The organism is Comamonas suwonensis (assembly GCF_012844455.2).
In the GTDB taxonomy this organism is placed as follows: domain Bacteria; phylum Pseudomonadota; class Gammaproteobacteria; order Burkholderiales; family Burkholderiaceae_C; genus Comamonas; species Comamonas suwonensis.
Genome location: NZ_JABBCQ020000025.1, coordinates 16,902 through 37,347 on the forward strand (window position 1 = coordinate 16,902; position 20,446 = coordinate 37,347).

At 57.7% G+C, this 20,446-nt stretch carries 20 protein-coding genes; 12 read left to right on the top strand and 8 right to left on the bottom strand.

Translation table 11 applies throughout. The features are described from left to right. The first annotated feature begins 88 nt into the window (after positions 1-88). Together HF327_RS20195 and HF327_RS20200 are read left to right on the top strand one after the other, a co-directional pair. A complete protein-coding gene (locus tag HF327_RS20195) occupies positions 89-754 on the top strand; it encodes a DsbA family oxidoreductase (RefSeq protein ID WP_198462161.1) in 666 nt (221 codons plus the stop codon). After that, a complete protein-coding gene (locus HF327_RS20200) occupies positions 723-1,076 on the top strand; it encodes a Rieske (2Fe-2S) protein (protein ID WP_198462162.1) in 354 nt (117 codons plus the stop codon). Before HF327_RS20195 ends, HF327_RS20200 begins: the two co-directional genes overlap by 32 nt. A gap of 148 nt (positions 1,077-1,224) precedes the next feature. Here the strand turns inward: HF327_RS20200 and HF327_RS20205 are convergent, their stop codons facing one another. From HF327_RS20205 to HF327_RS20220, 4 genes are all read right to left on the bottom strand, one after another. Beyond that, the gene (locus HF327_RS20205) at positions 1,225-2,346 is read right to left on the bottom strand and encodes a porin (RefSeq protein ID WP_236024314.1); all 1,122 of its coding nucleotides are present in this window, start codon (positions 2,344-2,346) and stop codon (positions 1,225-1,227) included. Positions 2,347-2,531: 185 nt separating this feature from the next. Then, positions 2,532-3,548, bottom strand: coding sequence for a Bug family tripartite tricarboxylate transporter substrate binding protein (locus tag HF327_RS20210; RefSeq protein WP_198462163.1), 1,017 nt, complete (start codon positions 3,546-3,548; stop codon positions 2,532-2,534). A gap of 97 nt (positions 3,549-3,645) precedes the next feature. Further along, positions 3,646-4,242, bottom strand: coding sequence for an RBBP9/YdeN family alpha/beta hydrolase (locus HF327_RS20215; RefSeq protein WP_198462164.1), 597 nt, complete (start codon positions 4,240-4,242; stop codon positions 3,646-3,648). A gap of 14 nt (positions 4,243-4,256) precedes the next feature. After that, entirely contained in the window at positions 4,257-5,168 is a 912-nt protein-coding gene (locus HF327_RS20220; RefSeq protein ID WP_198462165.1) for a TauD/TfdA dioxygenase family protein, read from the bottom strand. Positions 5,169-5,278: 110 nt separating this feature from the next. On the opposite strand from HF327_RS20220, the gene HF327_RS20225 reads away from it, so the two are divergent. Continuing rightward, the gene (locus tag HF327_RS20225; RefSeq protein ID WP_198462166.1) at positions 5,279-6,304 is read left to right on the top strand and encodes an AraC family transcriptional regulator; all 1,026 of its coding nucleotides are present in this window, start codon (positions 5,279-5,281) and stop codon (positions 6,302-6,304) included. 169 nt (positions 6,305-6,473) lie between these two features. Here HF327_RS20225 and HF327_RS20230 read toward each other — a convergent pair whose 3' ends face one another. Next, positions 6,474-7,466 carry a Bug family tripartite tricarboxylate transporter substrate binding protein gene (locus tag HF327_RS20230; RefSeq protein ID WP_236024315.1) on the bottom strand — a complete coding sequence of 331 codons (993 nt, stop codon included), beginning with the start codon at positions 7,464-7,466 and terminating at the stop codon, positions 6,474-6,476. 26 nt (positions 7,467-7,492) lie between these two features. Next, positions 7,493-7,630, bottom strand: coding sequence for a hypothetical protein (locus HF327_RS20235; protein ID WP_198462167.1), 138 nt, complete (start codon positions 7,628-7,630; stop codon positions 7,493-7,495). Between the two features lie 535 nt (positions 7,631-8,165). Between HF327_RS20235 and HF327_RS20240 the strand changes: the two genes are divergently transcribed. Further along, on the top strand, positions 8,166-9,236 hold the full coding sequence (locus HF327_RS20240; RefSeq protein WP_198462168.1) for a BKACE family enzyme: 1,071 nt from the start codon (positions 8,166-8,168) through the stop codon (positions 9,234-9,236). 150 nt (positions 9,237-9,386) lie between these two features. Here HF327_RS20240 and HF327_RS20245 read toward each other — a convergent pair whose 3' ends face one another. Next, a complete protein-coding gene (locus HF327_RS20245) occupies positions 9,387-10,325 on the bottom strand; it encodes an MBL fold metallo-hydrolase (protein ID WP_198462169.1) in 939 nt (312 codons plus the stop codon). Positions 10,326-10,410: 85 nt separating this feature from the next. On the opposite strand from HF327_RS20245, the gene HF327_RS20250 reads away from it, so the two are divergent. Next, complete coding sequence (locus tag HF327_RS20250) at positions 10,411-11,010, top strand: NUDIX domain-containing protein (RefSeq protein WP_198462170.1); 600 nt, start codon at positions 10,411-10,413, stop codon at positions 11,008-11,010. A 239-nt stretch (positions 11,011-11,249) separates the two neighbouring features. Further along, positions 11,250-11,558 carry an ArsR/SmtB family transcription factor gene (locus HF327_RS20255; RefSeq protein ID WP_198462171.1) on the top strand — a complete coding sequence of 103 codons (309 nt, stop codon included), beginning with the start codon at positions 11,250-11,252 and terminating at the stop codon, positions 11,556-11,558. Between the two features lie 55 nt (positions 11,559-11,613). Here the strand turns inward: HF327_RS20255 and HF327_RS20260 are convergent, their stop codons facing one another. Then, on the bottom strand, positions 11,614-12,027 hold the full coding sequence (locus HF327_RS20260) for a DsrE family protein (RefSeq protein WP_198462172.1): 414 nt from the start codon (positions 12,025-12,027) through the stop codon (positions 11,614-11,616). Between the two features lie 1,489 nt (positions 12,028-13,516). Here HF327_RS20260 and HF327_RS20265 point away from each other — a divergent pair. The 6 genes from HF327_RS20265 to HF327_RS20290 form a co-directional block, all read left to right on the top strand. After that, on the top strand, positions 13,517-14,998 hold the full coding sequence (locus HF327_RS20265) for a TolC family outer membrane protein (RefSeq protein ID WP_198462173.1): 1,482 nt from the start codon (positions 13,517-13,519) through the stop codon (positions 14,996-14,998). Between the two features lie 49 nt (positions 14,999-15,047). Then, positions 15,048-15,284 carry a hypothetical protein gene (locus HF327_RS20270; protein WP_198462174.1) on the top strand — a complete coding sequence of 79 codons (237 nt, stop codon included), beginning with the start codon at positions 15,048-15,050 and terminating at the stop codon, positions 15,282-15,284. Between the two features lie 12 nt (positions 15,285-15,296). Beyond that, a complete protein-coding gene (locus HF327_RS20275) occupies positions 15,297-17,576 on the top strand; it encodes a type I secretion system permease/ATPase (protein WP_236024316.1) in 2,280 nt (759 codons plus the stop codon). Between the two features lie 14 nt (positions 17,577-17,590). Then, complete coding sequence (locus HF327_RS20280) at positions 17,591-19,003, top strand: HlyD family type I secretion periplasmic adaptor subunit (protein WP_407927057.1); 1,413 nt, start codon at positions 17,591-17,593, stop codon at positions 19,001-19,003. 33 nt (positions 19,004-19,036) lie between these two features. Next, complete coding sequence (locus HF327_RS20285; protein ID WP_198462180.1) at positions 19,037-19,675, top strand: response regulator transcription factor; 639 nt, start codon at positions 19,037-19,039, stop codon at positions 19,673-19,675. Positions 19,676-19,951: 276 nt separating this feature from the next. Then, positions 19,952-20,446 (top strand): retention module-containing protein (locus HF327_RS20290; RefSeq protein ID WP_198462176.1); only part of this gene is annotated, 495 nt, incomplete at its 3' end.

The following is a 20,446-nucleotide window of genomic DNA, read 5'->3' on the forward strand; positions in this document are numbered from 1 at the left end:
TTTTTTCTTTTGAGCATGTACCAGGGGCTGCGCCTGTGCGATCGCGTACCGAACACGCCTCACGCCTTACTTCGTCAAAAGATTTGTCATGACACAAAGCCCCAACTCTTCCGCTTTCCCTGCGTTGCAGGTTGATTTTTCACTGGACCTGATCTGCCCATGGTGCTGGATTGGGCTGCGCAATCTGCTCGCCGCTCGTGCAATGCTGATGGATAAGCACCCTGGTCAGCAGCTTGCGATTGCGTGGCATGCAGACACCTTGCTGCCTCACATTCCAGAGCAGGGCGTGCCGTACCAGGCCTTTTATGAAGCGCGACTCGGTGGCCCAAGGGCTGTGGAAGCACGCCGCTCCCAGGTGCGCGCCTCTGCTGCCGCAGCAGGCCTGCAAATCAACCATGCAGCGATTCAGACCTTTCCCAATACGCGGCTGGTCTGCGCGCTGGTCAATTACGCACAGACTCAGCTGGGTGGCGAGGCCATGATTGGCTTTGTTGAATCCATCTTTGATGCCTACTTTGTGCAGGGCCGGGATATTGGCTTGGCGGTGGAGTTGCAGCAGTTGGCTGATTCGGCTGCGCTGGACTGGGACTCTGCCAGCTTTGACGCGGTGCGCTACCAGAGCGAGCTAGGTCACGCAGGGGGCGTGCCGCACCTGGTGTTCAACCAGCGCTTGCAAGTGACAGGGGCTGTGCCGCCTGCCGAGTTGCTGCGCGCCATGGAGCATGCCCGTGCTGCAGACCACTCTCTTGTCTGATTCCACGCTGCTGGCCGCTGGCGCTGTGCAGGATTTGCCACCAGGTGGGCGCAAGCTGGTCTTTGCGCCGGGTGGTGAGACGATCTTGCTGCTCAATGTCGAAGGCGAGTTCTACGCCATGGAAAACAGCTGCCCGCACGCAGGCGCATCCTTGGCCAGCGGAGCCTGCGACGCGCATGTGCTGACCTGCCCTGCGCATGGGCTCAAGTTCAACATCAAGAATGGGCAGTGCACAGCATCGCCGCAAATGATGATTCCTCTGTACGAGGTTCTGGAGCGCGAGGGGCGGCTTTGGCTCAAGCGGCCTGAAACTGTTATGTGATGGATGCTGTGGGTGTGCCGCCCCCGCACAGCCGACGAAAAGTCAACGAAAAGGCCCGGATATGCATTCCGGGCCTTTTTTATGGATGTGATTGTTTTTGCGCTGTAGCGCTCAACCAGCATGCGCTGATTGCTATCAAATTTGCGTTTTAGAAACTGTGGCGCATGCCGATGTCAAAGCCCGAGGCATTGCCGCCAGCCGTGGGGATGGGGCCGTTGACTGCACCGGAAGCCACAGGGAGGTTGAGTTTGCCACGATTGTCTACATACGCGTAAGTGCCGTAGATGGCCGTGCGCTTGGACAGGTTGTGCACATAGCCCACGGCGTACTTTTGCGAAGAGCTGCTGGCGCCGTCGTTGCGGGTCAGACGCATGAAGCTCATGGGAATGGAGTCATTGCCCACCTTCCACTCTGCACCCAATTGCCAGTAACGAACGCGATTGGCGTTGCCCACCGCGGCGAGACGGTTGCCGGTGCGGTTTTCAGCCGCCAGGGCCATGAATCGATGACCGTTCCACAGATAGGATGCCGCAATATTCATCGAGGTGTAGTCGTCTGCGATGCGGTTGCGGGTCGTGGTCACTGCGGCGGCTGCATTCCAATTCGTGCCGCCATAGCCTACGCGCAGACCATAAAGATTGCCGTCCTGGCGGTCCGGGCCTGCGCCGTTTTCACCGAAGGCGGCCATGCCCTGATAGAAAAATCCTGGGCAGCTTGGACCCGAGCAGCCGGGCGAAAAGTAGCCCACGCTGTTGGAAGCGCGAAAGCCCGTAACCGTCGTTCCGTGCAGCACATGGGTGCTGGCACCTACACCGACGCGGAAGGGGTCAAAGAGAAACGTGTTCCAGAACGCGGGCGTGTAGTCGCGGCCCAGGCGCAGCTCACCCCATTGCTTGCTTTGCAGATAAATGAAGGACTTGCGGTTGAAGGTCAGTCCACCGCCGCCGCTATTGCCCGAGGCTTGGTTGTTGGTGTTGCTCAACTGACCGGTTCCCGTGTCGGCATTGATGCCCGACTCCATGTCGAAGCCGGCGACCAAGCCGTCGCCCAGGTCTTCACGACCTCTAAAGCCCAGACGGCTGGCTTGGTTGCCGCCGGAGGTCACCATTTGGCGCGAGCCCGCGCCATCGCCCTTATAGGACGAAACGCCCATGTCCACCACGCCATAGAGCTGTACCGAGGACTGGGCCGATGCGCCCAGCGGTACAAATGGCAGCAATGTGCAGGCCAGAGCGCTGATGGCACCGAAAGTCATTTTTTGAGTAGTCATTGTTGTCTCCTTGAACCGATAAAAAAGAGTGAAACCAAACAGACGAGAAACACAGGTGAACGGCATCCGTGCAGGCACGGACGCCAGGAAGGCTGGGTACAGTGGGGCGGTTGCCTGGCTACCGTTGGGCGTGCAGCGCAGCGATTGAAGTCAGAGGTGCTGGGGCGTGACGGCTGGCAGAGTGCTTAGTTTTCGGGCTTGTAGCCTATGGACTTGAGCAGGGCAGCCTGCTTCTGGCTGGCATCCCTGAGGTCCGCAATCATCTCTGCGCTGGTGACGGGCAGGCCGGGTTCCATGCCAATACTTGCAGTCTGTTTGAGTACAGCCTCTTTGCTGAAATGAGCCAGCGCCACCTCACGCATTTTTTGCTGAATGGCGGCAGGGGTCTGGGGATGGGACCACAGGGCAAACCAGCCGGGTTTGGATAGCTGCGGGTAGCCCAGTTCCTTGAAGGTGGGGACGTCGGGCAGGGCCTGCAGGCGTGTGGGGTAGATGGTCGCCAGCGCCTTGATCTTGCCGCTGCGAATCAGTGGCAGCGAGGTGGTGACACCGTCAAACATCACCGGGATATGGCCGCCCATCAGGTCGACCAGCGCGGGGGGTGAGCCCTTGTAGCCCACGTGGCGCATATTGATCTTGGCCAGCTGACCCAGTTGCATGCCCGAGGTATGGGCCTTGAAACCAGTGGCATAGGAAGCAAAGGGCACGCCGTCGGACTGCTTTTGGGCGTAGCTGATGAATTCCGGCAGATTCTGGAAAGGCAGATCCTTGTTGGCCACCATGACAAGGCCGGTGCGGGTCAGCTGCGCAAGGGGTGTCAGATCCTTGAACGGGTCATAACTGACTTTCTGGGCGAGCGGCGCTTCGCTCAGCGCGCCATCCTGAATTACCAGAAAGGTATAGCCGCTTTTGCCGCTGGCTTTGAGCTCATGGATGCCGAGAGCCCCCGAAGCACCGGCCTTGGATTCCACGATCACGGGCTGTTTGAGATCCTGCTGCAGACCTTCGGCCAGCAGGCGTGCCAGGATGTCTGCCGTGCCGCCTGCGGGGCCGGTGACAATGAGGCGTATGGGTTTGCTGGGCCAGTCGGCGGCTTGCTGTGCCTGTGCTGGCAGCGCAAGACTTGCGGTCAAGGCCATCACGGCCAGGCCTAGATGGCGGCGCAGTGTAAGAGTCGGCGAGGCGGGTGTTGTTGCCTTCATTTTTTGTCTCCTTCTGTGGGGCGCTTTCGTTCCCAAGCGACGCACCCCTTGATTGGTTTCTCGTGGGTGCGCGTGCTGCAATCTTAGGGCCGAGGTCTCAGCCTTGCGCCGCTGGTTCGGTCTGCTGCGCTTCAATCTGCGCCAGCAAGTCCTGAATCAGCTGCTGGGCCTCAGGCCAGTGGCCATGGCCCGAGGCGGGGTTGAGGTGGCCGACCGGGCCCAGCTCCACCAGATGGCTGCCCCAGTCATTGGCAAAGCGGCGTGCGCGATCGAGCTGGGTCAGCGGGTCGTTGCTGCTGGCGGCCAATAGGGTGGGGAAGGGCAGACGCTGGCGCGGGATAGGCGTCCAGCCGTTGTCAGCTAGTACATCCTTGGTGGGGTAGCCAGCGGGCATCTGTGTTTCCACATCGGCAGGGGCGGCCAGCAGGGCTCCCAGAATGGGGCGGGCGCGACGGAGTGCCCAGTGCGCAACCATCATGCAGCCCGCGCTGTGGGCCACGATGAGGACGGGGCCGTCAATGCGATCCAGTGCGCGGTCAATCGCATCTAAACGGGCCTGGCAGCTGAGCTTGTCCTGCTCCAGTGGCGGTACGGTGACGCAGTTGGGCAGCTCTTTGGCCAGATGGGTCTGCCAGTGCGCTTCCATATGGTCGCGCAGTCCGGGGATGATGAGAATGGTAGGCTTCATGGACATGCTGCTTTTTCTTCTCAATCCGTCGATCCGCCCATGATGGCGGTGCGTTCCATCTTGCGGTGGCAAGGGGCGTAGTCCATGACTGCGTAGTGCTGGGTGGAGCGGTTGTCCCAGAAGGCCATGCTGTTTTTCTTCCAGCTAAAGCGCACCTGATATTCAGGAATCATGGCCTGGCTGGTCAGGTAGTTCAGCAGCTGAGAGGAGCCGGGAGACTTGTCCAGACCAAAGCGCACGTTGGACGGCGTGTTGTAGTTGGTGAAGTGCGTGGTGAAGCTGCTGTTGACGAACAGAATCTTCTCGCCCGTTTCAGGATGGATGCGCACCACGGGGTGCTCTGCATCGGGGAACTTGGCCTTGAGTGCCAGGCGCTTGTCTATGGGCATGGCCGCACCAAAGCTGGCTTCAATGCTGTGGCGCGCGCGCAGGTGCTCAATCTTGGTCTTGATCTCGCCAGGCAGGTTTTCGTAGGCCATCACCATGTTGACCCACATGGTGTCGCCGCCCACGGGCGGGCATTCCACACAGCGCAGCACGCAGCCCATGGGGGGCTGATCACGCCAGGTAGCGTCGGTGTGCCAGGAGTTTTCGTTACGGTCGATGGGGCTGTCGGGCGTCTTGTAGATCTGCACCAGACCGGGATGGTCAGGGTGGCTGCCGACCACAGGGTGGTCTTCCAGTTCGCCAAATTTGCGGGCAAAGGCCACATGCTCGGCGCGGGTGATGTCCTGGTCGCGGAAGAAGATCACGCGGTGCTTGAGCAGCGCCTGGCGAATCTCGGCCATCAGGCCTTCATCTTCAGCGGCAGCACCCAGGTGTACGTTGGAGAGTTCTGCGCCTATGGAGCAGGTCAGCGGGTTGACCTCCAGAGTGCGCGTCAACGAGCTGGAACGGATAACGGCAGGTGCGGCGCTAACGTCTGTTTTCATTGTGAAGTCTCCTTATAGAATTGATGCTTCCCAGTGTGAAAACTACCTCCTAACAGCGCTTGTCATTAGATGACTGGCTCTTTGCAATTAGTGCCAACTAAGTGAAACCCATGGCGTCTCTTGTCCGCGCAGCCTGTCTGACCAATTACGAAGCGGTGGCGACTGCCTCGGGGTTGAACTGCACGCGCATGCTTTTCGATGCGGGCCTGAGCCCGGGTGTGCTCGATGAACCGGATTTGATGATTCCCGTCGACAAAGTGGGGCGTTTGCTGCAGGCCTCGGCCATGCAGTCGGGCAACGAAAGCTTTGCGCTGTGCATGGCGCGCTCGCGCCTGCTGTCCAACATGGGGCCGGTGGGTCTGCTGATTCGGGACCAGGAGACGCTGCGAGATTCTCTGAACCTGCTGGTGCGTCACCTGACTTTCCTCAACGGTGCCATGACGCTGGAGGTGGACGAGCAGGCTGATACGGTGCTGATTCGAGAGCTGCTGCTGGCTGGCCGAGCCCACGAGCCCACACGTCAGCGGGTGGAGTTGGCGCTAGGGGTTATCGTGCGGGCTATTCGTCAGCTGATTGGCCGCGACTGGCAGCCGCGCAGGGTGTGCTTTGAGCATGCTGCGCCCAAGGACTTGAGCATGCATCACCTGGTTTTTGGCCCGCGTGTGGAGTTCAATCAGGAGTTCAACTGCATCATCTGCGCCAAGTCCGATCTGGATACGCGCAATGAATTTGCCGACCCTGCCATGGCGCGTTATGCGCAAAAGCTGCTGGATACCGCGACACCGGCCAATGATGAGACAGTGCTGGATGATGTGCGCCGAACCATCGTGCTGCTGCTGCCCAGCGGCCGCTGTAGCATTGAAAAAGTGAGCGAGCACCTGGGTGTGGTGCCGCGCACCATTCAGCGCCGCCTGACGAAAAAGGAACAGAGCTTTTCGTCGCTGATGAACGATATCCGCAAAGAATTGGCCGCACGCTATGTGTTTGAGACCAATCGCTCTCTGACTGAGGTGGCCGAGCTGCTTGGCTTTACCGCTCCCAGCAGTTTCTCGCGCTGGTATCTGAGCCAGTTTGGCTGCAGCGCCAAGGACAGCCGCGCCAAGGCACAAACCGGCGGCGTTGGCGGCGCGGCATAAAAAAGCCCCCACGCTTGCCCACTGACATGTGGCCGCCGCCCCCCGAGGGGGTAGCTTATTGCCTTGGGGCGGCCCGGCGGCAATAAAAAAGCGGACCGCAAGGGCCCGCTGAACACACTACCAAAAAATGCCGCGCTCAGAGAAATGCGCGCGGCTGCACCCATAGTTCTCAGTTTCCGGCGACTTTGAGTTTGCTCATGATTTTGCGGTTTTGCTCCACCGTTGCCAGCATCTTCTGCTGCAACTCTTGCATGCTGCTGGGCTGGGGAGCATCAAAGCCCTGCACCTTCAACTGCGCTTGAAACTTGGGCGATTGCGTGATTTTTTCCATCTCCTGGCGAACCTTCTGCGTCAGTGCTGCCGGCGTGCTGCTCAGCACGAACAGGCCTACGCTGGCATCAGGTAGCACAAAGTCGGGCATGTTCTGCTCGGCAAAGCTGGGAACATCGGGCAGCAGACGCGAGCGGTTGGGCGAGACCACCCCCAGCGCCTTGATCTTGCCGGCCTTGATGAGGGGAGCAGCATTGGTCACGACCTCAAAGGTCATCTGTACCTGATTGCCGATCAGGTCAACGATGGCGGGAGCCGAGCCTTTGTAAGGCACCGCGGTAATTTTTTTGCCGCTCTTTTCGCTCAGCAACTCGCCCAGCATGTCAGAGCGGGTGCCAGGGCTCAGGTTGGCGATGTTGACCGGGCTTGAGCTTTTTTGAGCATAGTCCAGGACTTCCTGAATCTTGTTGGGCGGGAAGCTGTTGTTGGCCACCAGCATGTGCACCATGGATGCCACGTCCGAGACATAGGTGAAGGTCTTGTGCACATCAAAAGGCGTCTTCACGGTCAGCGGAAAGTCCGTCCAGACGCTGGATGGTGCAATCATCATCGTGTGCCAGTCGGCCGGTGCATTCATCACGGCGCGCTCGGCAATCACGGCCGAGCCACCGGGTTTGTTATCCACGACCACGGGCTGGCCCAGATTGGTCTGCAAATGGTCGGCCACCAGACGCGCCACACCGTCGGTAATGCCGCCCGGAGGCGCTGGCACGACAAGGCGAATGGGCTTGGTGGGCCAGGGCTGGGCCTGTGCGTGGGCTACTGTGGTGGCGGCCATGCCAAGGCAGAGTACGGCAGCGCAAGAACGCAGGTTTTGAGCAATGTTTCGCATGTTGAACTCCCGAAAGGTGGCGGCGCTTAGATGGCGAGGATGAAAGAGCATGTGGCCTGAGTTTGCTTGGCTTGTTTGGCAGAGGCAGGCTCATGGCGCTGGCCGATCTCGATCTGGGCGATGGCGCTGCCACCGGCTTCCTTGAATGTCGCAATGGTTGTCATTGATGTCTCCTGTATTTATTTCTGATGCTCAGCGCAACTTGAGAAAGCGCTGACCTCTATCGTGAAAGGGGGCGAGTCAAGTGACTGAGAGCCGCGTGTGCTGACTGGCATGCCTTTTTTTTGTGCCGGGGTGTATGAATGCACCAGTTCATGATCGATTGCAGCCACCCGGCGCACTTAACGCTTCATGCCTGTGACTTCGCATTTGGTGACTGCATGCCCCCGCACTTACCCGATGCAGGGTGGCGAAAAAGAGGGGCTGAACGGCTCTTGAGTGCGGTGCCTGACAACGGATTTTTCAGAGAGCAGTGCGTGCTGAATCGGATGCCTTTTAGGCTGGTCTGATGAGCAGGCGATGGGCTTAATCAGCCTTTTTCCGTGCTTTTCCCGTGTTGTCGTGATTGAGAAAGCGTGTGTCTTGAAATGCAAAGTGACTTTGGAAACTGCGTTTGATACTGGCTTCACAAATCGGCAAGGGTCTGGCAGTCAGAGACCTGAACCTGATTCCCTCACACTCAAACCGGAGACAACCACCATGAACTTTCTTGACGGCCACCTGTACCCTGAAAACCAGCAACCGCTGATCATCACCGCCGCTCCCTACGCTCCGGGCTGGATTCCTGCGGACTTCCCTGAAGACATCCCAATCACCATGGAAGAGCAGATTCAAAAGGCGGTGGACTGCTACGAAGCCGGTGCCACCGTGCTGCATCTGCACGTGCGTGAAGACGATGGCAAGGGCAGCAAGCGCCTGTCCAAGTTCAACGAGCTGATTGCCGGTGTGCGTGAGCGCGTGCCTGAAATGATTATTCAGGTCGGCGGCTCCATTAGCTTTGCCCCAGAGGGCCCGGACGGCGCAGCCAAGTGGCTGTCGGATGACACCCGTCACATGCTGGCCGAGCTGACGCCCGTGCCCGACCAGGTGACGGTGACCGTGAATACCACACAGATGAACGTGACGGAGCATGCTGGTGAAGACGACTTCCGTGGTGTCTCGCGTGGCTTCCCCCATCTGCACAAGACTTACAAGGACATGATTGTTCCTTCGAACCCCAGCTTCATCGAAGAACATATCCGTCGCCTGTCCGAAAAGGGCATCCAGAGCGCGTTCCAGGTCTACAACATCAACAGTTTCGAGACCATTGAGCGCATGATCCGCCGCGGCGTCTACAAGGGCCCGCTGGTCATGAACTGGGTTGCCATCAGCGGTGGCATGGACCAGGCCAACATCTACAACCTGGCCAATATGCTTCGCGCCGCGCCCGACAACGCCATCATCACCGTGGAAAGCTCGGTGCTGAACGTGCTGCCTATTAACATGATCGGCATGGCGCTGGGCCTGCATGTGCGCTGCGGCATTGAAGACGTGCTGTGGAACCAGCAACGCACCGGCAAGATGAGCACGGTTGAGCAGATCAAGCAACTGGTGCGTATTGCCGGTGAATTTGGTCGTCCCATTGCCACGGCCCAGCAGGCCCGTGAGATCAAGCAGATCGGCGTGTTCTATGAAACGGCTGACGAAACGCTGGCCAAGAACGGCTTCTCGCCCAACCGCAACGGCGGCAACCAGGGTTTTCTGCGCAAGCCTATGGACGCCGTAGCCTGAGTCAAATGGTCCAAGTGATTGGGCCTATTGGCTGATAGCAGCCGCAGTGCTTTATTGAAGCGCGCATCACGCACCGACCTGGTGGAGGCGTGATAAAGCGGCTGCCCAACTCAATGAGCTGTTTGCCGACTTCTTTGGAAGTCGGCTTTTTTATGCCCGAAAGTAGACAACTTCACCTGTCGCGTTGTTTTCTCTCAGGATTTGATTTGCCGCCAGCAGCTCATCCAGATGTTGAGAGATGCTGCGGGCTTCGGCTCCCAGAACCCAGGGCGCATCAAACCCCAGCGGGTAAAGCAGGCGCTTTTCCACCATTTGCGAAAGCGTCAATGGCTGCTGCGCCAGCCAGTCCAGAATGCGCTGCTCACGCGTATCGATGGCGGCGGCAAAGCGCTGCAGGTCACGCAAAAACGCAGGGCGATCGGTGTAGATGCCTTTGTGGTGTGATGTGACCCAAACCCTGGCTTCAATCTCAGGCAGGCGCGCCAGACTGCGGCGAAAATCCACCAGGTTGGAGCAGGCGTCGCCGTAATAGGGCCCAAAGCCCGTCAGATCGATATCACCAATAAAGGCCACGCCTTCAGGCTCTATCAGCAGCGCGGTGTGCCCTGCCGTATGGCCGGGCATGTGAATGGCGCGAATGTTCGCCCCGCCCAGTTCCCAGACTTCGCCATCTTCATAGCCCTTGGCATCGGGTCTGGGGGCGTAGAAGAACTCGATCTCCAGCTTGGTGCGCAGGGTCTCGGCCAGTGCGCCGTCGGCCCAGCCAAAGGTGGCCAGCAGTCCTTCCCAACTTTGCGCTGCGCGCAAGTCGGCTTGGGGCACAAAGACTTTGGCTTGAGGGATGCGGTGCAGGCCAGCCATATGGTCCTCGTGTACATGGCCCATTACTACCAGCTCGGCGGCATCAAATTCCGCGCCGATATGGTTGGCCACAAGCGGTGTATCCAGTGCAGCCAGCGTCTCGCTGCCAGCAATCATGATTTGATTGCCATCGGGGTACTTGCCGCCCTTTGCGCCGCGAAACACGGTCACGCGGCCAAAGTGCTGGCGCTGTATTTCGACGGAGGCGTGATCGGTGATCAGTGTCATGGTGTGGTTGGCAAAAAGTGAAGTGGCTTCTGCGAAGATTAGGGCCGAGATTATTTTTACGCTGTCACCACAGCGCCGGCATGAAATGACACAGCAAGACGAAGAAGCGCACCTTAAAGAAGAGCATCTGATCGAGCATCCCATCAAGAGCGAGCTTGTGCATCAAGGCAGCTTTCTGCAGGTAAAGCGCGATACCGTGCGACTGCCCCATGGCGGCGAGGCCACGCGCGAGTATGTGGTGCACCCCGGTGCCGTGGTAGTGATTGGCCTGCTCGATGACGGCCGCGTGTTGCTGGAGCGGCAATTTCGCTACCCTGTGGGCCTGGTGATGACGGAGTTCCCCGCAGGCAAGCTAGACGCGGGCGAGCAGCCCCTGTTCTGCGCTAAGCGTGAGCTGCTGGAAGAAACCGGCTACACCGCCAGTGAATGGGCATATGCCGGCCCCATGCATCTGGCGATTGGCTACTCCACGGAAGTCATCCACGTCTTTTTTGCCCGCGGCCTGAAGGCGGGTGAGCGCCAGCTGGATGCCGACGAGTTTCTTGACGTTTGCAGCATGACGCCTGCCGAGCTGATCGATGGCGTACGCACTGGGCAGGTGACAGACGCCAAAACCCTGAGTTGCTGCCTATGGCTGCAGAATGTGCAAAGCGGTGTGTGGGCGCTGGACTGGAAAGCGGTTTAAATTTTTTGATAGCTGCTTGCGCTTGATTTAAATGGGTTTGAGAAAGAAAACCCTTCGGAGTGGAGCTTTAACCTGCGCTGCTTGCTCTCTTTATAGGATGCACCGCCCGTGGTTCTATGGCACAAGAAGTGCCCAAGAATGCAATGAAACACGGCCATCCGATAAACTGGAGTCATGGCATGAGCGCACACAGCCCCGGTTTGGAGGTTGCATGCGCCTAGCGTGCTCAGGAGTGTTCCATGGAATCGTCAGAGATTGAGGATGACCGCGTTTTCGAGAGCGCCGCTGAATTGTTCAAAGCCATGGCTGCACCCATGCGGCTGAAGATCATTAGCGCGCTGTGCAATGGCGAGAAAAATGTGTCTGAACTACTGGCCGCTATCGACACCACCCAGCCAAACATGTCCCAGCATCTGAACACGTTGTACCAGTCCGGTATTCTGGGCCGCAGGCGTGAAGGGGTCAGCATCTATTACTTTATTGCCAACGAGAAGGTCGTGCACATGTGCCGCACCATCTGTGTGCAGATCGCGATTGAGCAGAGTTGACGGCTGAAACAAAAAGCAAGGCGCTCAAAAGCGCCTTTTTTCATGGGCGTGCCACTTAGGGCTTGAGGTAGACAAAGCCTTCCTTGGCCTGCAGGCGCGCGACTTCGGCAACGCCTGAGGGAACGATGGAGGTTTCCATCAACAGCCTGGATTCGTCGATTTTGCGCGTTTGCAGCGTGTTGTTGCAAACCTTGAATTCCACGCCGCGTCCGGCCAGAGCGCTGACCTGACCGCTGAATTCACGGCCCTTGCTGTCCTTGGCATTGTTGAGCAAAAAGTCTACGCCCGGCCCATGCGTGACCACCACGATTTTGTCGGAGGGCGAGGCATTAAGCTCATTGCTGATGTTGTTGAGGATGGCTGCGGCTGTCTCCACATCAGTGTTGACGTGGTAGACCACCTTGATGTCCTGCGCGGCCGCGATGGCGGTGCACAGCGCAAAGCTCAGGGCAAGAAGTTGACGCTTCATGATGTTGTATGGTCAGAATAAATTCGTAAAACTGGACCCTTGGGTCATGCTACCTTACAGCGCCTCTCTCGTATATTGCAAACAGAAAACGCTTAAGAATTGACCTGATTTCGCCGAGTAGTCAAAGAACCTTGGGAATGAAGTCGCAAATTTTTTCGGAGTACTTGCCACTTACGGTTGTCGATAACTGTCTTAGGTATGCCCCATCCGTTAAGGACAACAGCGTTGTCACTCGCCTCAAAGTTCGTGTGCATCGTTTGGTCTGTGCGGACTAAGCCTGGTCGCTCCACCAGTTGTGACCGTCTGCGTTTGGTCAGAAGCTGCTTTTGAGGTCATTGCGTTGCATTGACCAATTGAATCCACCCTCCATTTCAGGTGTGGTGCGTCAGAACTTCCGCCAGATGAACTGCCCTGCTGCAGTAGACAACTCGCGGCCTCACGCCCGGGTGCGTTCAAACGCCTCGGGACTGATATCGCCCAGATGACTGTGGCGGAGTGATAGGCGACACAGGTTTGATCCATTTGTAGAGGCTGTGCGTTGAGACCCATAGAGGGATCTGCGACCTCAGCCATCGAATAACCGCGCTCGGTTGCTGGCGGTTTCTTCTTTGAATTCCGGCACAAACCCCTGTGCGTTCATGGACTGCTTCCTATCCTTAAAAGACAGGACAGGGATGTCTAACTGTCCAGAGCAGTCCAATAGCGACCGTTGCACCCTGCTGATACATGGTGCAACGGCGGTTGTGTTGACTGGCAAACACAACCTGGATTCCATCGTTCAGTGGGCCATCGCACTGAAACAGCGCAGTGGCCGGCAAAAAGCAGTGGCTGCCTTGTTCAACAAAAATGGAAAAATGCCTTGTGCGAGCTGATCGCATTTCGATGTGCGTCACAGCAAGTAACGTTTCCTGCTAATGCCCCGTGAAAATGGTTGACATTTTTTGAAACAGTTCTTTGAAATGATTGTGATAAATTGCAACTGAAATCTATTGTTGTTTAGCCGTGCAATGCAATCCGGTAGCCAACATGGGTCTTCATATGCAAGGTTAAGCGTAAAGAACACCGGCCGGAAACCGGAGGCTCCGCCTTGCCTTTGGAAAGGAAAATCTCCAAATGAGCTGTATCTAGCCCTGTTGCTTCACGGCCTGCTTGATTGTCGCAAGCGAGGACAGCCTAGGCTGCCTTGTCGTTTGTGTCCATTTCTGGCGCTGACTGCTGTACCCTCCGCTCTTGTGCTGCAGCTATTCCATAGCAGCCTGCTTGGAGTGGTTGAGGTCAGTGTGGCTGTGACTTACGGAATCATGCGATTCCTGTTTTGACTTTTGGACCTCAAAGTATTGCCATACTCATGGCTTTGGAGTCTGAGTCCGCTATCAAAAACAGTTTCCAGTTGGAGCGACTTTGTGCTTATCAGGCGCAGAGCTTGCCATGTATGTGGCAGGAGGTGCTTGGCGTTGTCTGCTGGAAGTCAATTATTGGGATGTAAAAAATGAAAATTCGCCAAATCGTACAAGTCCTGGCAACTTTGGGGCTTGGGTCTTGGGCTGCGGGAGGGATGGCTCAAGCTCAAACGGGTATGAATGCCCAGCAGGCGAATGAACAGGGGGCTGGAGTGCAGCATGTGGTAGAAAAAGTGCTGATGACCCACCCAGAGATACAGGCACGGTTTCAGGACTTCAACTCCTCGATGGAGGGGCAAAACGTAGCGCGGGGTGGCTGGCGTCCGCAGGTGACAGCCCAGGGGTGGATTGGCAAGGAGTGGCGCAGTCATATCAAGGATTCGCCCTCGCAGGACTGGAATCGCCCTGGCTGGAATCTGCAGTTGCGTCAGCTGATTTTTGATGGCTTCACTACCAGCAGCAACATTCGCCAATTGGGTTTTGAGAAGCTGGCGAAGTTCTACGACCTGCGCGCAACGACAGAGAACCTGGCCAACGATGCCGTAGCGGCCTATCTGGATGTGCAGCGTTACCGCGAGATGGAAAAGCTGGCACGTGAGAACTTTGGCACGCACCAGACGACACTGAGTCAGCTGCGTGAGCGCCAGCAGTCTGGCGTGGGCCGCGGCGTGGATATGGAGCAGGCCAGTGGCCGTTTATCTTTGGCTCAGAGCAATCTGATGACGGAGAGCAACAACCTCAACGATGTCATGCAGCGCTATCGCCGTGTGGTGGGTGAGTACCCAGCCGCAACGCTGGATGCTGTACCTGATGTGACTGGCAAGCTGCCTGTTTCTGGTGCGACCAAGGATTTTGGTGACTCGCTGCGTTCAAGTCCTTTGCTGCTGTCCAAGCAGGCGCTGGTGCAGGCTGCAGAAGCGGGGCAGAAATCTGCCAAGGGCGCGCATAGCCCAAAGCTGGAACTGTTGGCATCGACAGGCCGCGATCGTGACCAAAATTCGCCCGCTTATTGGGATGTGCAGAGCTCGCGCGTGCAGCTGATGCTCACCTATAACCTCTATCGCGGTGGCGCGGATGAGGCGCGCTTGCGCCAGACCATTGCTCAGGGCTATGCCGCGCAGGATGTGCGTGACTACACCTGCCGCAATCTGCAGCAGGAGCTGTCCATCAGCTGGAACAACATGGCTCGCTTGCGTCAGCAGTTGCCTTTCTTGCAGGAGCATGTGCTCTCCACCTCCAAGGTGCGGGTGGCGTATCAGCAGCAGTTCAAGATCGGGCAGCGTTCTCTGCTGGATGTGCTTAATACCGAAAACGAGTTGTTTGACGCGCAACGCGCCATGGTCAACGCGCAGTACGATCTGAAGAAGGCGGAGTATCAGTGGCTGACCCTGTCCAGCCAGATTTTGCCGGTGCTGGGTCTTGCGCAGCCGCACAGCGACAGCCGTCCTGAAGAGCAGCAGGCGTTGACTCTGCCCGACGACCTGCTGCGCAGCTGCGAGTCGTCGGTGCCTGATACGTCCAATCTGGTGCCTGTGACTGCCAATAATGCTGCTGGAACCTCTGGCCGCTAGTCAAAAATGGGGTGCCTTGTGCACCCCCTAGTAGAGGTTGATAGACAAGATGGACAAAAGCGATTTACCGCCCTCAGGGCAGTCTTCCCGGCAAGAGCTGTCTGCTCTGGATGCGGATTTCATCCGTGTGCTGGAGGACTTGATCGACGCTTTGCTGAGCAATGGAACCCTGCGCTTGACGGATCTTCCCCCGCAGGCGCTGGAGAAATTGAGCCAGCGAAAGCGGGTGCGCCAGCGTTTGCGCAATTCGCTGGACTTGATTGATGACGGTGAAGAGCTTTTATAGGTTAAGTTGAATATGTCCAAATCAGACTTCGTACCCTCGCTGGCGCCGGGACATGTCTCGGAAGAAACAGCTCAGAAGGCTCCTGATACGGAGCGACAGGAGGATTCGCCTGACTCCTCAGGGGCTGCTTTTTCTCAGGCGGCAGGCTGGCGCATTCCTGCGCATGAAACCCATGCCGACCCTTTGCTGGATTGTTTGGTGCAACTGACGCAGTTGCATGGCAAGCCCTATACCGCACAGGCGTTGAGTAATGGTTTGCCGCTGGTGAACCAGCGTTTGACGCCATCGCTGTTGGCCCGTGCTGCGGCGCGGGCGCAATTCACCACACGGATTGTTGAGCGTGGCTTGGCAGATGTGCCCGAAGGGCTGCTGCCGGCCATTTTGTTGCTCAATGGCAATCGTGCCTGTCTCTTGCTCAAGAGTCTGGATAACGAGCGCTTTTTGCTGCAATACCCCGAATCTGATAGCCCGGTGGAGGTCGAAGCGCAAGCTTTGCGGCAAGACTATGCGGGGCTGATGTGCTTTGTGCGCCCGCAGTTCCGGTTTGAGCAGCGCTCTGTGCAAAAAGGCGTGGAGCCGCGCAGCAGCCATTGGTTCTGGGCTGCTGTGCTGGAAAATCGCCGTCTGTATCGCGATGCGCTGCTGGCAGCCGTGCTCATCAATATCTTTGCGCTGGCCATGCCCTTGTTCAGCATGAATGTGTATGACCGCGTAGTGCCCAACAACGCAGTAGAGACATTGTGGGTGCTGGCCATTGGCATTTCACTGGTGCTGATCTTCAACTTTGTGCTGACGACGGCGCGCGCCTATGTGGTGGATGCCGCCAGCAAGCGGGTCGATGTGAAGCTGTCGGCACAGATCATGGAGCGCGTGCTGGATTTGCGCATGGAGCGCCGACCCGCATCCGTGGGCTCGTTTGCGGCCAATCTGCGCTCGTTTGAATCGGTGCGAGACTTTATTGCCTCTGCAAGCCTCACGACCTTGGTGGACTTACCCTTCGTGCTCCTGTTTTTAGTAGCAATCGCCTGGGTGTCGCCGTGGATGCTGATTCCCCCGGTGGTCGCCATTGCAGCTATCTTGCTGGTGTCCTTCTGGGCGCAGGCACGTATGGAGGCGCTGACGCTCAAGACCTTTCAGGCCTCATCGCAGCGCAATGCTTTGCTGGTCGAGTCGCTTACCAATCTTGAAGCGGTAAAAACGCTCAACGCCCAAAGTGGTGTACAGCGCTTGTGGGAAAGCTCCACGCAGTACATCGCCTACATGGGTGGCAAGATCAAGTTCATCTCCTCGGGCACGGTGAACTTCGTGCAGACCCTGCAGCAACTGGTGACGGTAGCGGTGGTCGTCATTGGCGTCTATCAGGTGCAGGATGCAGCGATATCCATGGGTGGCATCATTGCGGCATCCATGATTGCGGGGCGCTGTCTTGCGCCGTTTGGCCAGGTGGCGGGGCTGATGATGCAATACCACAATGCCCGCACCTCGCTCAGCTCCATCGACAACTACATGAAGATGCCGGTGGAGCACGAGGCCGACCGCGAGTTTGTCTCGCGGCCCGATCTGCGTGGCGCCATCGAGTTTCGCAATGTCAGCTTCAGCTACCCTGGCAGTGAGCAGAGCAGCCTCTCTGGCGTGAGCTTTGCAGTGCAGCCCGGCGAGCGCGTTGGCATTATTGGCCGCATTGGCTCGGGCAAGACAACGCTGGAAAAGCTGGTGCTGGGCCTGTATCAGCCCACGGAAGGTGCTGTGCTGATTGATGGCATAGATGCACGCCAGATTGACCCGGTGGATCTGCGTCGTGCCATTGGTCATGTACCGCAAGACCCCATGTTGTTCTACGGCAGCCTGAAGCAAAACCTGTTGGTGGGGGCTCCGTTCGCTGGTGAGTCGGATATGTTGCGCGCCGCCCGCGTTGCCGGGGTGGATGAATTTGTGGCCAATAACCCCAAGGGCTATGACATGTTGGTGGGCGAGCGCGGTGAGTCGCTGTCTGGTGGTCAGCGCCAGTCCATTGCCATGGCTCGTGCCTTGATCAATGACCCGGCCATGCTGCTGCTTGATGAGCCCAGCAGCAACCTGGATAACCAGAGCGAAGCCCAGCTCAAGCGCCGTTTGCAAGAGGCATCGGCCGGCAAGACGGTGGTGCTGGTCACGCATAGAACGGCATTGCTGACGCTGGTGGATCGACTCATCGTGATTGATAACGGGAAAATCGTCGCCGATGGTGCCAAGGATCATGTGATCGAGGCGCTTAAGCAAGGCCGCATCGGCGGCGCAGGAGCGCGAGCATGAGTGAGTCCGAAGCAATGAAACAGGATCCATCGGCCCACTCCTCAGATCAAAAGTCTTCGCGCCTGAAAGCGCTCATGGATAGAGGGCGGAGCTGGTTGCTTGATGGCAATGAAGCGGTGAGTGCGCACCAGCCTGATGACATGAAGGCCGATGCCCAGTGGGCGGCCGGTCAGCAGCAGGCGCGCGGCTCGCGTCTGCTGATCTGGGTGTCGCTGGCAACGGTGCTGGTGCTGTTGATCTGGGCCAGCTTTGGTTATATCGATGAAGTGGTACGTGGGCAGGGCAAAGTCGTCCCCTCGCGTCAGGTGCAGGTGGTGCAGAGTCTGGATGGTGGCATCGTCAAGGAAATTCTGGTGCATCCCGGTGAGCATGTTGAAAAAGGGCAGGTCATTTTGCGTATCGACCCGACGCGCTACGGCTCGTCACTGGGCGAAAACAAGGCCGAGCTGCTGGCGCTGAAAGCCAAGGCAGCACGCCTGCAAGCTTTGGCATCGGGCGAGGCTTTCAAGGTGCCTGAGGATGTGCAGGCAGCTGCCCCCCAACTTGTGGAGATGGAGCGGCGCATGTGGGAGAGTCGCTCGCAGGAGCTCAATACCAACGTCAATATTGCACGCGACCAGCTGCGCCAACGCCAGCAAGAGCTGCGTGAAACGCAGGCCAACCGTGATCAGGCATCGTCAAGCTGTAGCCTGACTTCTGAAGAGCTGTCTGTCACCCGCCCCTTGCTCAAGAGTGGTGCGGTGTCTGAGGTCGATTTGCTCAGACTGCAACGCGATGTGGCACGTTTTTGCGGAGAAGCCCGCGCCGCTGGCGCACAGGTGGGCCGCATTCAGGCAGCGATTCAAGAAGCGGAACGCAAAATTCAGGAGTCCGAGCTGAATATGCGCAATCAGTCCCGCGCCGAGCTGTCTGAAGCACAGGCAAAGCTGGGTACTCTGGAGCAGGGCAAGGTCGCGCTGGAGGATCGCGTGAAACTGGCTGAAGTGCGTTCTCCCGTGCGCGGCACCGTCAATACCTTGATGGCCAATACCGTAGGTGGCGTGGTGCAGCCTGGCAAAGACATCCTGGACATCGTTCCGCTGGATGACACCTTGCTGATGGAGGTGCAGGTCAACCCACGCGACATTGGCTTTCTGCACTTTGGCCAAGAAGCTGAAGTCAAGTTCACTGCATACGACTTTGCAATTTACGGCGGTCTGCAAGGCAAGCTGGAGCAGATTGGTGCCAACACCGTGACGGATGAAAAAGGTAATTCCTTCTATGTCGTCAAGGTGCGCACCGAGAAGGCGCATGTGGGCGATAACTCTCGCCCCATCATCCCGGGCATGCAGGCCGAGGTGCACATTCTCACAGGCAAGCGTACGTTGATGCAGTACTTGCTCAAGCCCATTTTGCGCGCCAAGTCCAACGCATTGATTGAGCGCTAAGCCATGGATCGTCAACAACTACAAGGGAGCGGTATGAATGCATTGCCTGTATTGATGCTGACCCAGGATGCCACGCTGTGGCAGAGCTGGCAGCAAATTTCAGGCCCCCAGTGGATGCCTGCGCGCGGCCAAAGTCTGGCGGATCTGCAACGCTGGAAACAGCAAGGTCGCAATCTGGTGGTGTTGGATGCTGCCTTGCCCCAGCTTCCCGCACACGGTGATGACCGCTGGGCGGAATTGCTGCAAGGCCTGCAGGTGCTGGTGCTCAGCAACCGGCCCGGCGATGAGCAAGGGCGACAACTGCTTTCTCGTGGTGCTTGTGGTTACGCCCATGCGCAATCGAGTGCAGAGGTTCTGTCTCGCATGCTGCAAAGCATGGCTGGCGGCAATATCTGGCTGGGTCGCTCACTGCTGCAGCGCTTGCTGCGCGATGTCGATGTCCGCTTGCCTGAGGCTGAAGTGGACTGGGCCGAGCCCCTCTCAGCCCGCGAGCAGGAAGTGGCGCGATACGCGTCGCTGGGGGACAGCAATGCAGAAATTGCCGAGCGCATGTCCATCAGTGAGCGCACGGTGCGCGCCCATCTGTCGGCTGTGTTTGAAAAGCTGCAAGTGCAGGATCGATTGATGCTGACGCTCAAGGTTCACGGCATTGGTCGTAAACAGCTGGCTTGATATTGAACTTCATATCAAAAGTGCCTGAGACGCTTTATTTATAAGCGCTCGAAGCTATCAATACAGTAGTTTCTGCTACTGTAAAGCCAAAGGCCCGCATGTGCGGGCCTTTGGCTTTTGAGGGACTTGATTGAAGCAGAAAAGTGAGAAACCGGGCTGTATTGGCTTTGACGCCAATAGCGGCTTTGTGAGCAAATTCTTACTATTTCATCAGAAATATTGGAGAGGTGTCGAAGCACACCTCTACGACCTAATTCATTGAAGAGGCAGATCATCATGGCAGCTCAAACCGTTCTCGTTACCAAGCTCACTGGCGAGGCATGGATCCGGGGTACAGATGGCAATCTGACCGTGATTCACGAAGGTATGCGTATCCCAGCAGATGCGCAAATCATTACAGCTATGGGATCTTCGGTAGAGCTGCAGGCAGACGGCCAGCCTCCCCTCATCATTGGTGAAAATCAGGATGTCGCATTAACAGGGGATTTGCTCAATCCACCCCAGCCTCAGGAGGCTGCCATCGCACAACCGGCAGCCATGGATATCAATCAAGTCCTTGCTGCCATCAATGCGGGTCAGGATCCGTTTGCCGATTTGGATCCTACTGCGGCTACTCTGAGCGGAGGTAGTGAAGGCGGCAGCACCTTTGTGCGCTTGAACAGCATTCTCGAACTCACTTCACCGCTGGCGCTGGCGTATCCAAATCCCTCTTTAGTGCCGGTGTCTGAGAATCGGATTAGTGGTGTAGCCACCGATGTGAGCGTGACGGTA

What these genes read in the sequence shown, in the direction of transcription:
- HF327_RS20235 (WP_198462167.1), bottom strand. Translation starts at nt 7,630, where the DNA reads ATGACAACCATTGCGACATTCAAGGAAGCCGGTGGCAGCGCCATCGCC.
- HF327_RS20230 (WP_236024315.1), bottom strand. Translation starts at nt 7,466, where the DNA reads ATGCGAAACATTGCTCAAAACCTGCGTTCTTGCGCTGCCGTACTCTGC.
- HF327_RS20250 (WP_198462170.1), top strand. Translation starts at nt 10,411, where the DNA reads ATGACACAGCAAGACGAAGAAGCGCACCTTAAAGAAGAGCATCTGATC.
- HF327_RS20260 (WP_198462172.1), bottom strand. Translation starts at nt 12,027, where the DNA reads ATGAAGCGTCAACTTCTTGCCCTGAGCTTTGCGCTGTGCACCGCCATC.
- HF327_RS20225 (WP_198462166.1), top strand. Translation starts at nt 5,279, where the DNA reads ATGGCGTCTCTTGTCCGCGCAGCCTGTCTGACCAATTACGAAGCGGTG.
- HF327_RS20200 (WP_198462162.1), top strand. Translation starts at nt 723, where the DNA reads ATGCCCGTGCTGCAGACCACTCTCTTGTCTGATTCCACGCTGCTGGCC.
- HF327_RS20220 (WP_198462165.1), bottom strand. Translation starts at nt 5,168, where the DNA reads ATGAAAACAGACGTTAGCGCCGCACCTGCCGTTATCCGTTCCAGCTCG.
- HF327_RS20255 (WP_198462171.1), top strand. Translation starts at nt 11,250, where the DNA reads ATGGAATCGTCAGAGATTGAGGATGACCGCGTTTTCGAGAGCGCCGCT.
- HF327_RS20285 (WP_198462180.1), top strand. Translation starts at nt 19,037, where the DNA reads ATGAATGCATTGCCTGTATTGATGCTGACCCAGGATGCCACGCTGTGG.
- HF327_RS20275 (WP_236024316.1), top strand. Translation starts at nt 15,297, where the DNA reads ATGTCCAAATCAGACTTCGTACCCTCGCTGGCGCCGGGACATGTCTCG.
- HF327_RS20280 (WP_407927057.1), top strand. Translation starts at nt 17,591, where the DNA reads ATGAAACAGGATCCATCGGCCCACTCCTCAGATCAAAAGTCTTCGCGC.
- HF327_RS20210 (WP_198462163.1), bottom strand. Translation starts at nt 3,548, where the DNA reads ATGAAGGCAACAACACCCGCCTCGCCGACTCTTACACTGCGCCGCCAT.
- HF327_RS20270 (WP_198462174.1), top strand. Translation starts at nt 15,048, where the DNA reads ATGGACAAAAGCGATTTACCGCCCTCAGGGCAGTCTTCCCGGCAAGAG.
- HF327_RS20265 (WP_198462173.1), top strand. Translation starts at nt 13,517, where the DNA reads ATGAAAATTCGCCAAATCGTACAAGTCCTGGCAACTTTGGGGCTTGGG.
- HF327_RS20215 (WP_198462164.1), bottom strand. Translation starts at nt 4,242, where the DNA reads ATGTCCATGAAGCCTACCATTCTCATCATCCCCGGACTGCGCGACCAT.
- HF327_RS20205 (WP_236024314.1), bottom strand. Translation starts at nt 2,346, where the DNA reads ATGACTACTCAAAAAATGACTTTCGGTGCCATCAGCGCTCTGGCCTGC.
- HF327_RS20195 (WP_198462161.1), top strand. Translation starts at nt 89, where the DNA reads ATGACACAAAGCCCCAACTCTTCCGCTTTCCCTGCGTTGCAGGTTGAT.
- HF327_RS20240 (WP_198462168.1), top strand. Translation starts at nt 8,166, where the DNA reads ATGAACTTTCTTGACGGCCACCTGTACCCTGAAAACCAGCAACCGCTG.
- HF327_RS20245 (WP_198462169.1), bottom strand. Translation starts at nt 10,325, where the DNA reads ATGACACTGATCACCGATCACGCCTCCGTCGAAATACAGCGCCAGCAC.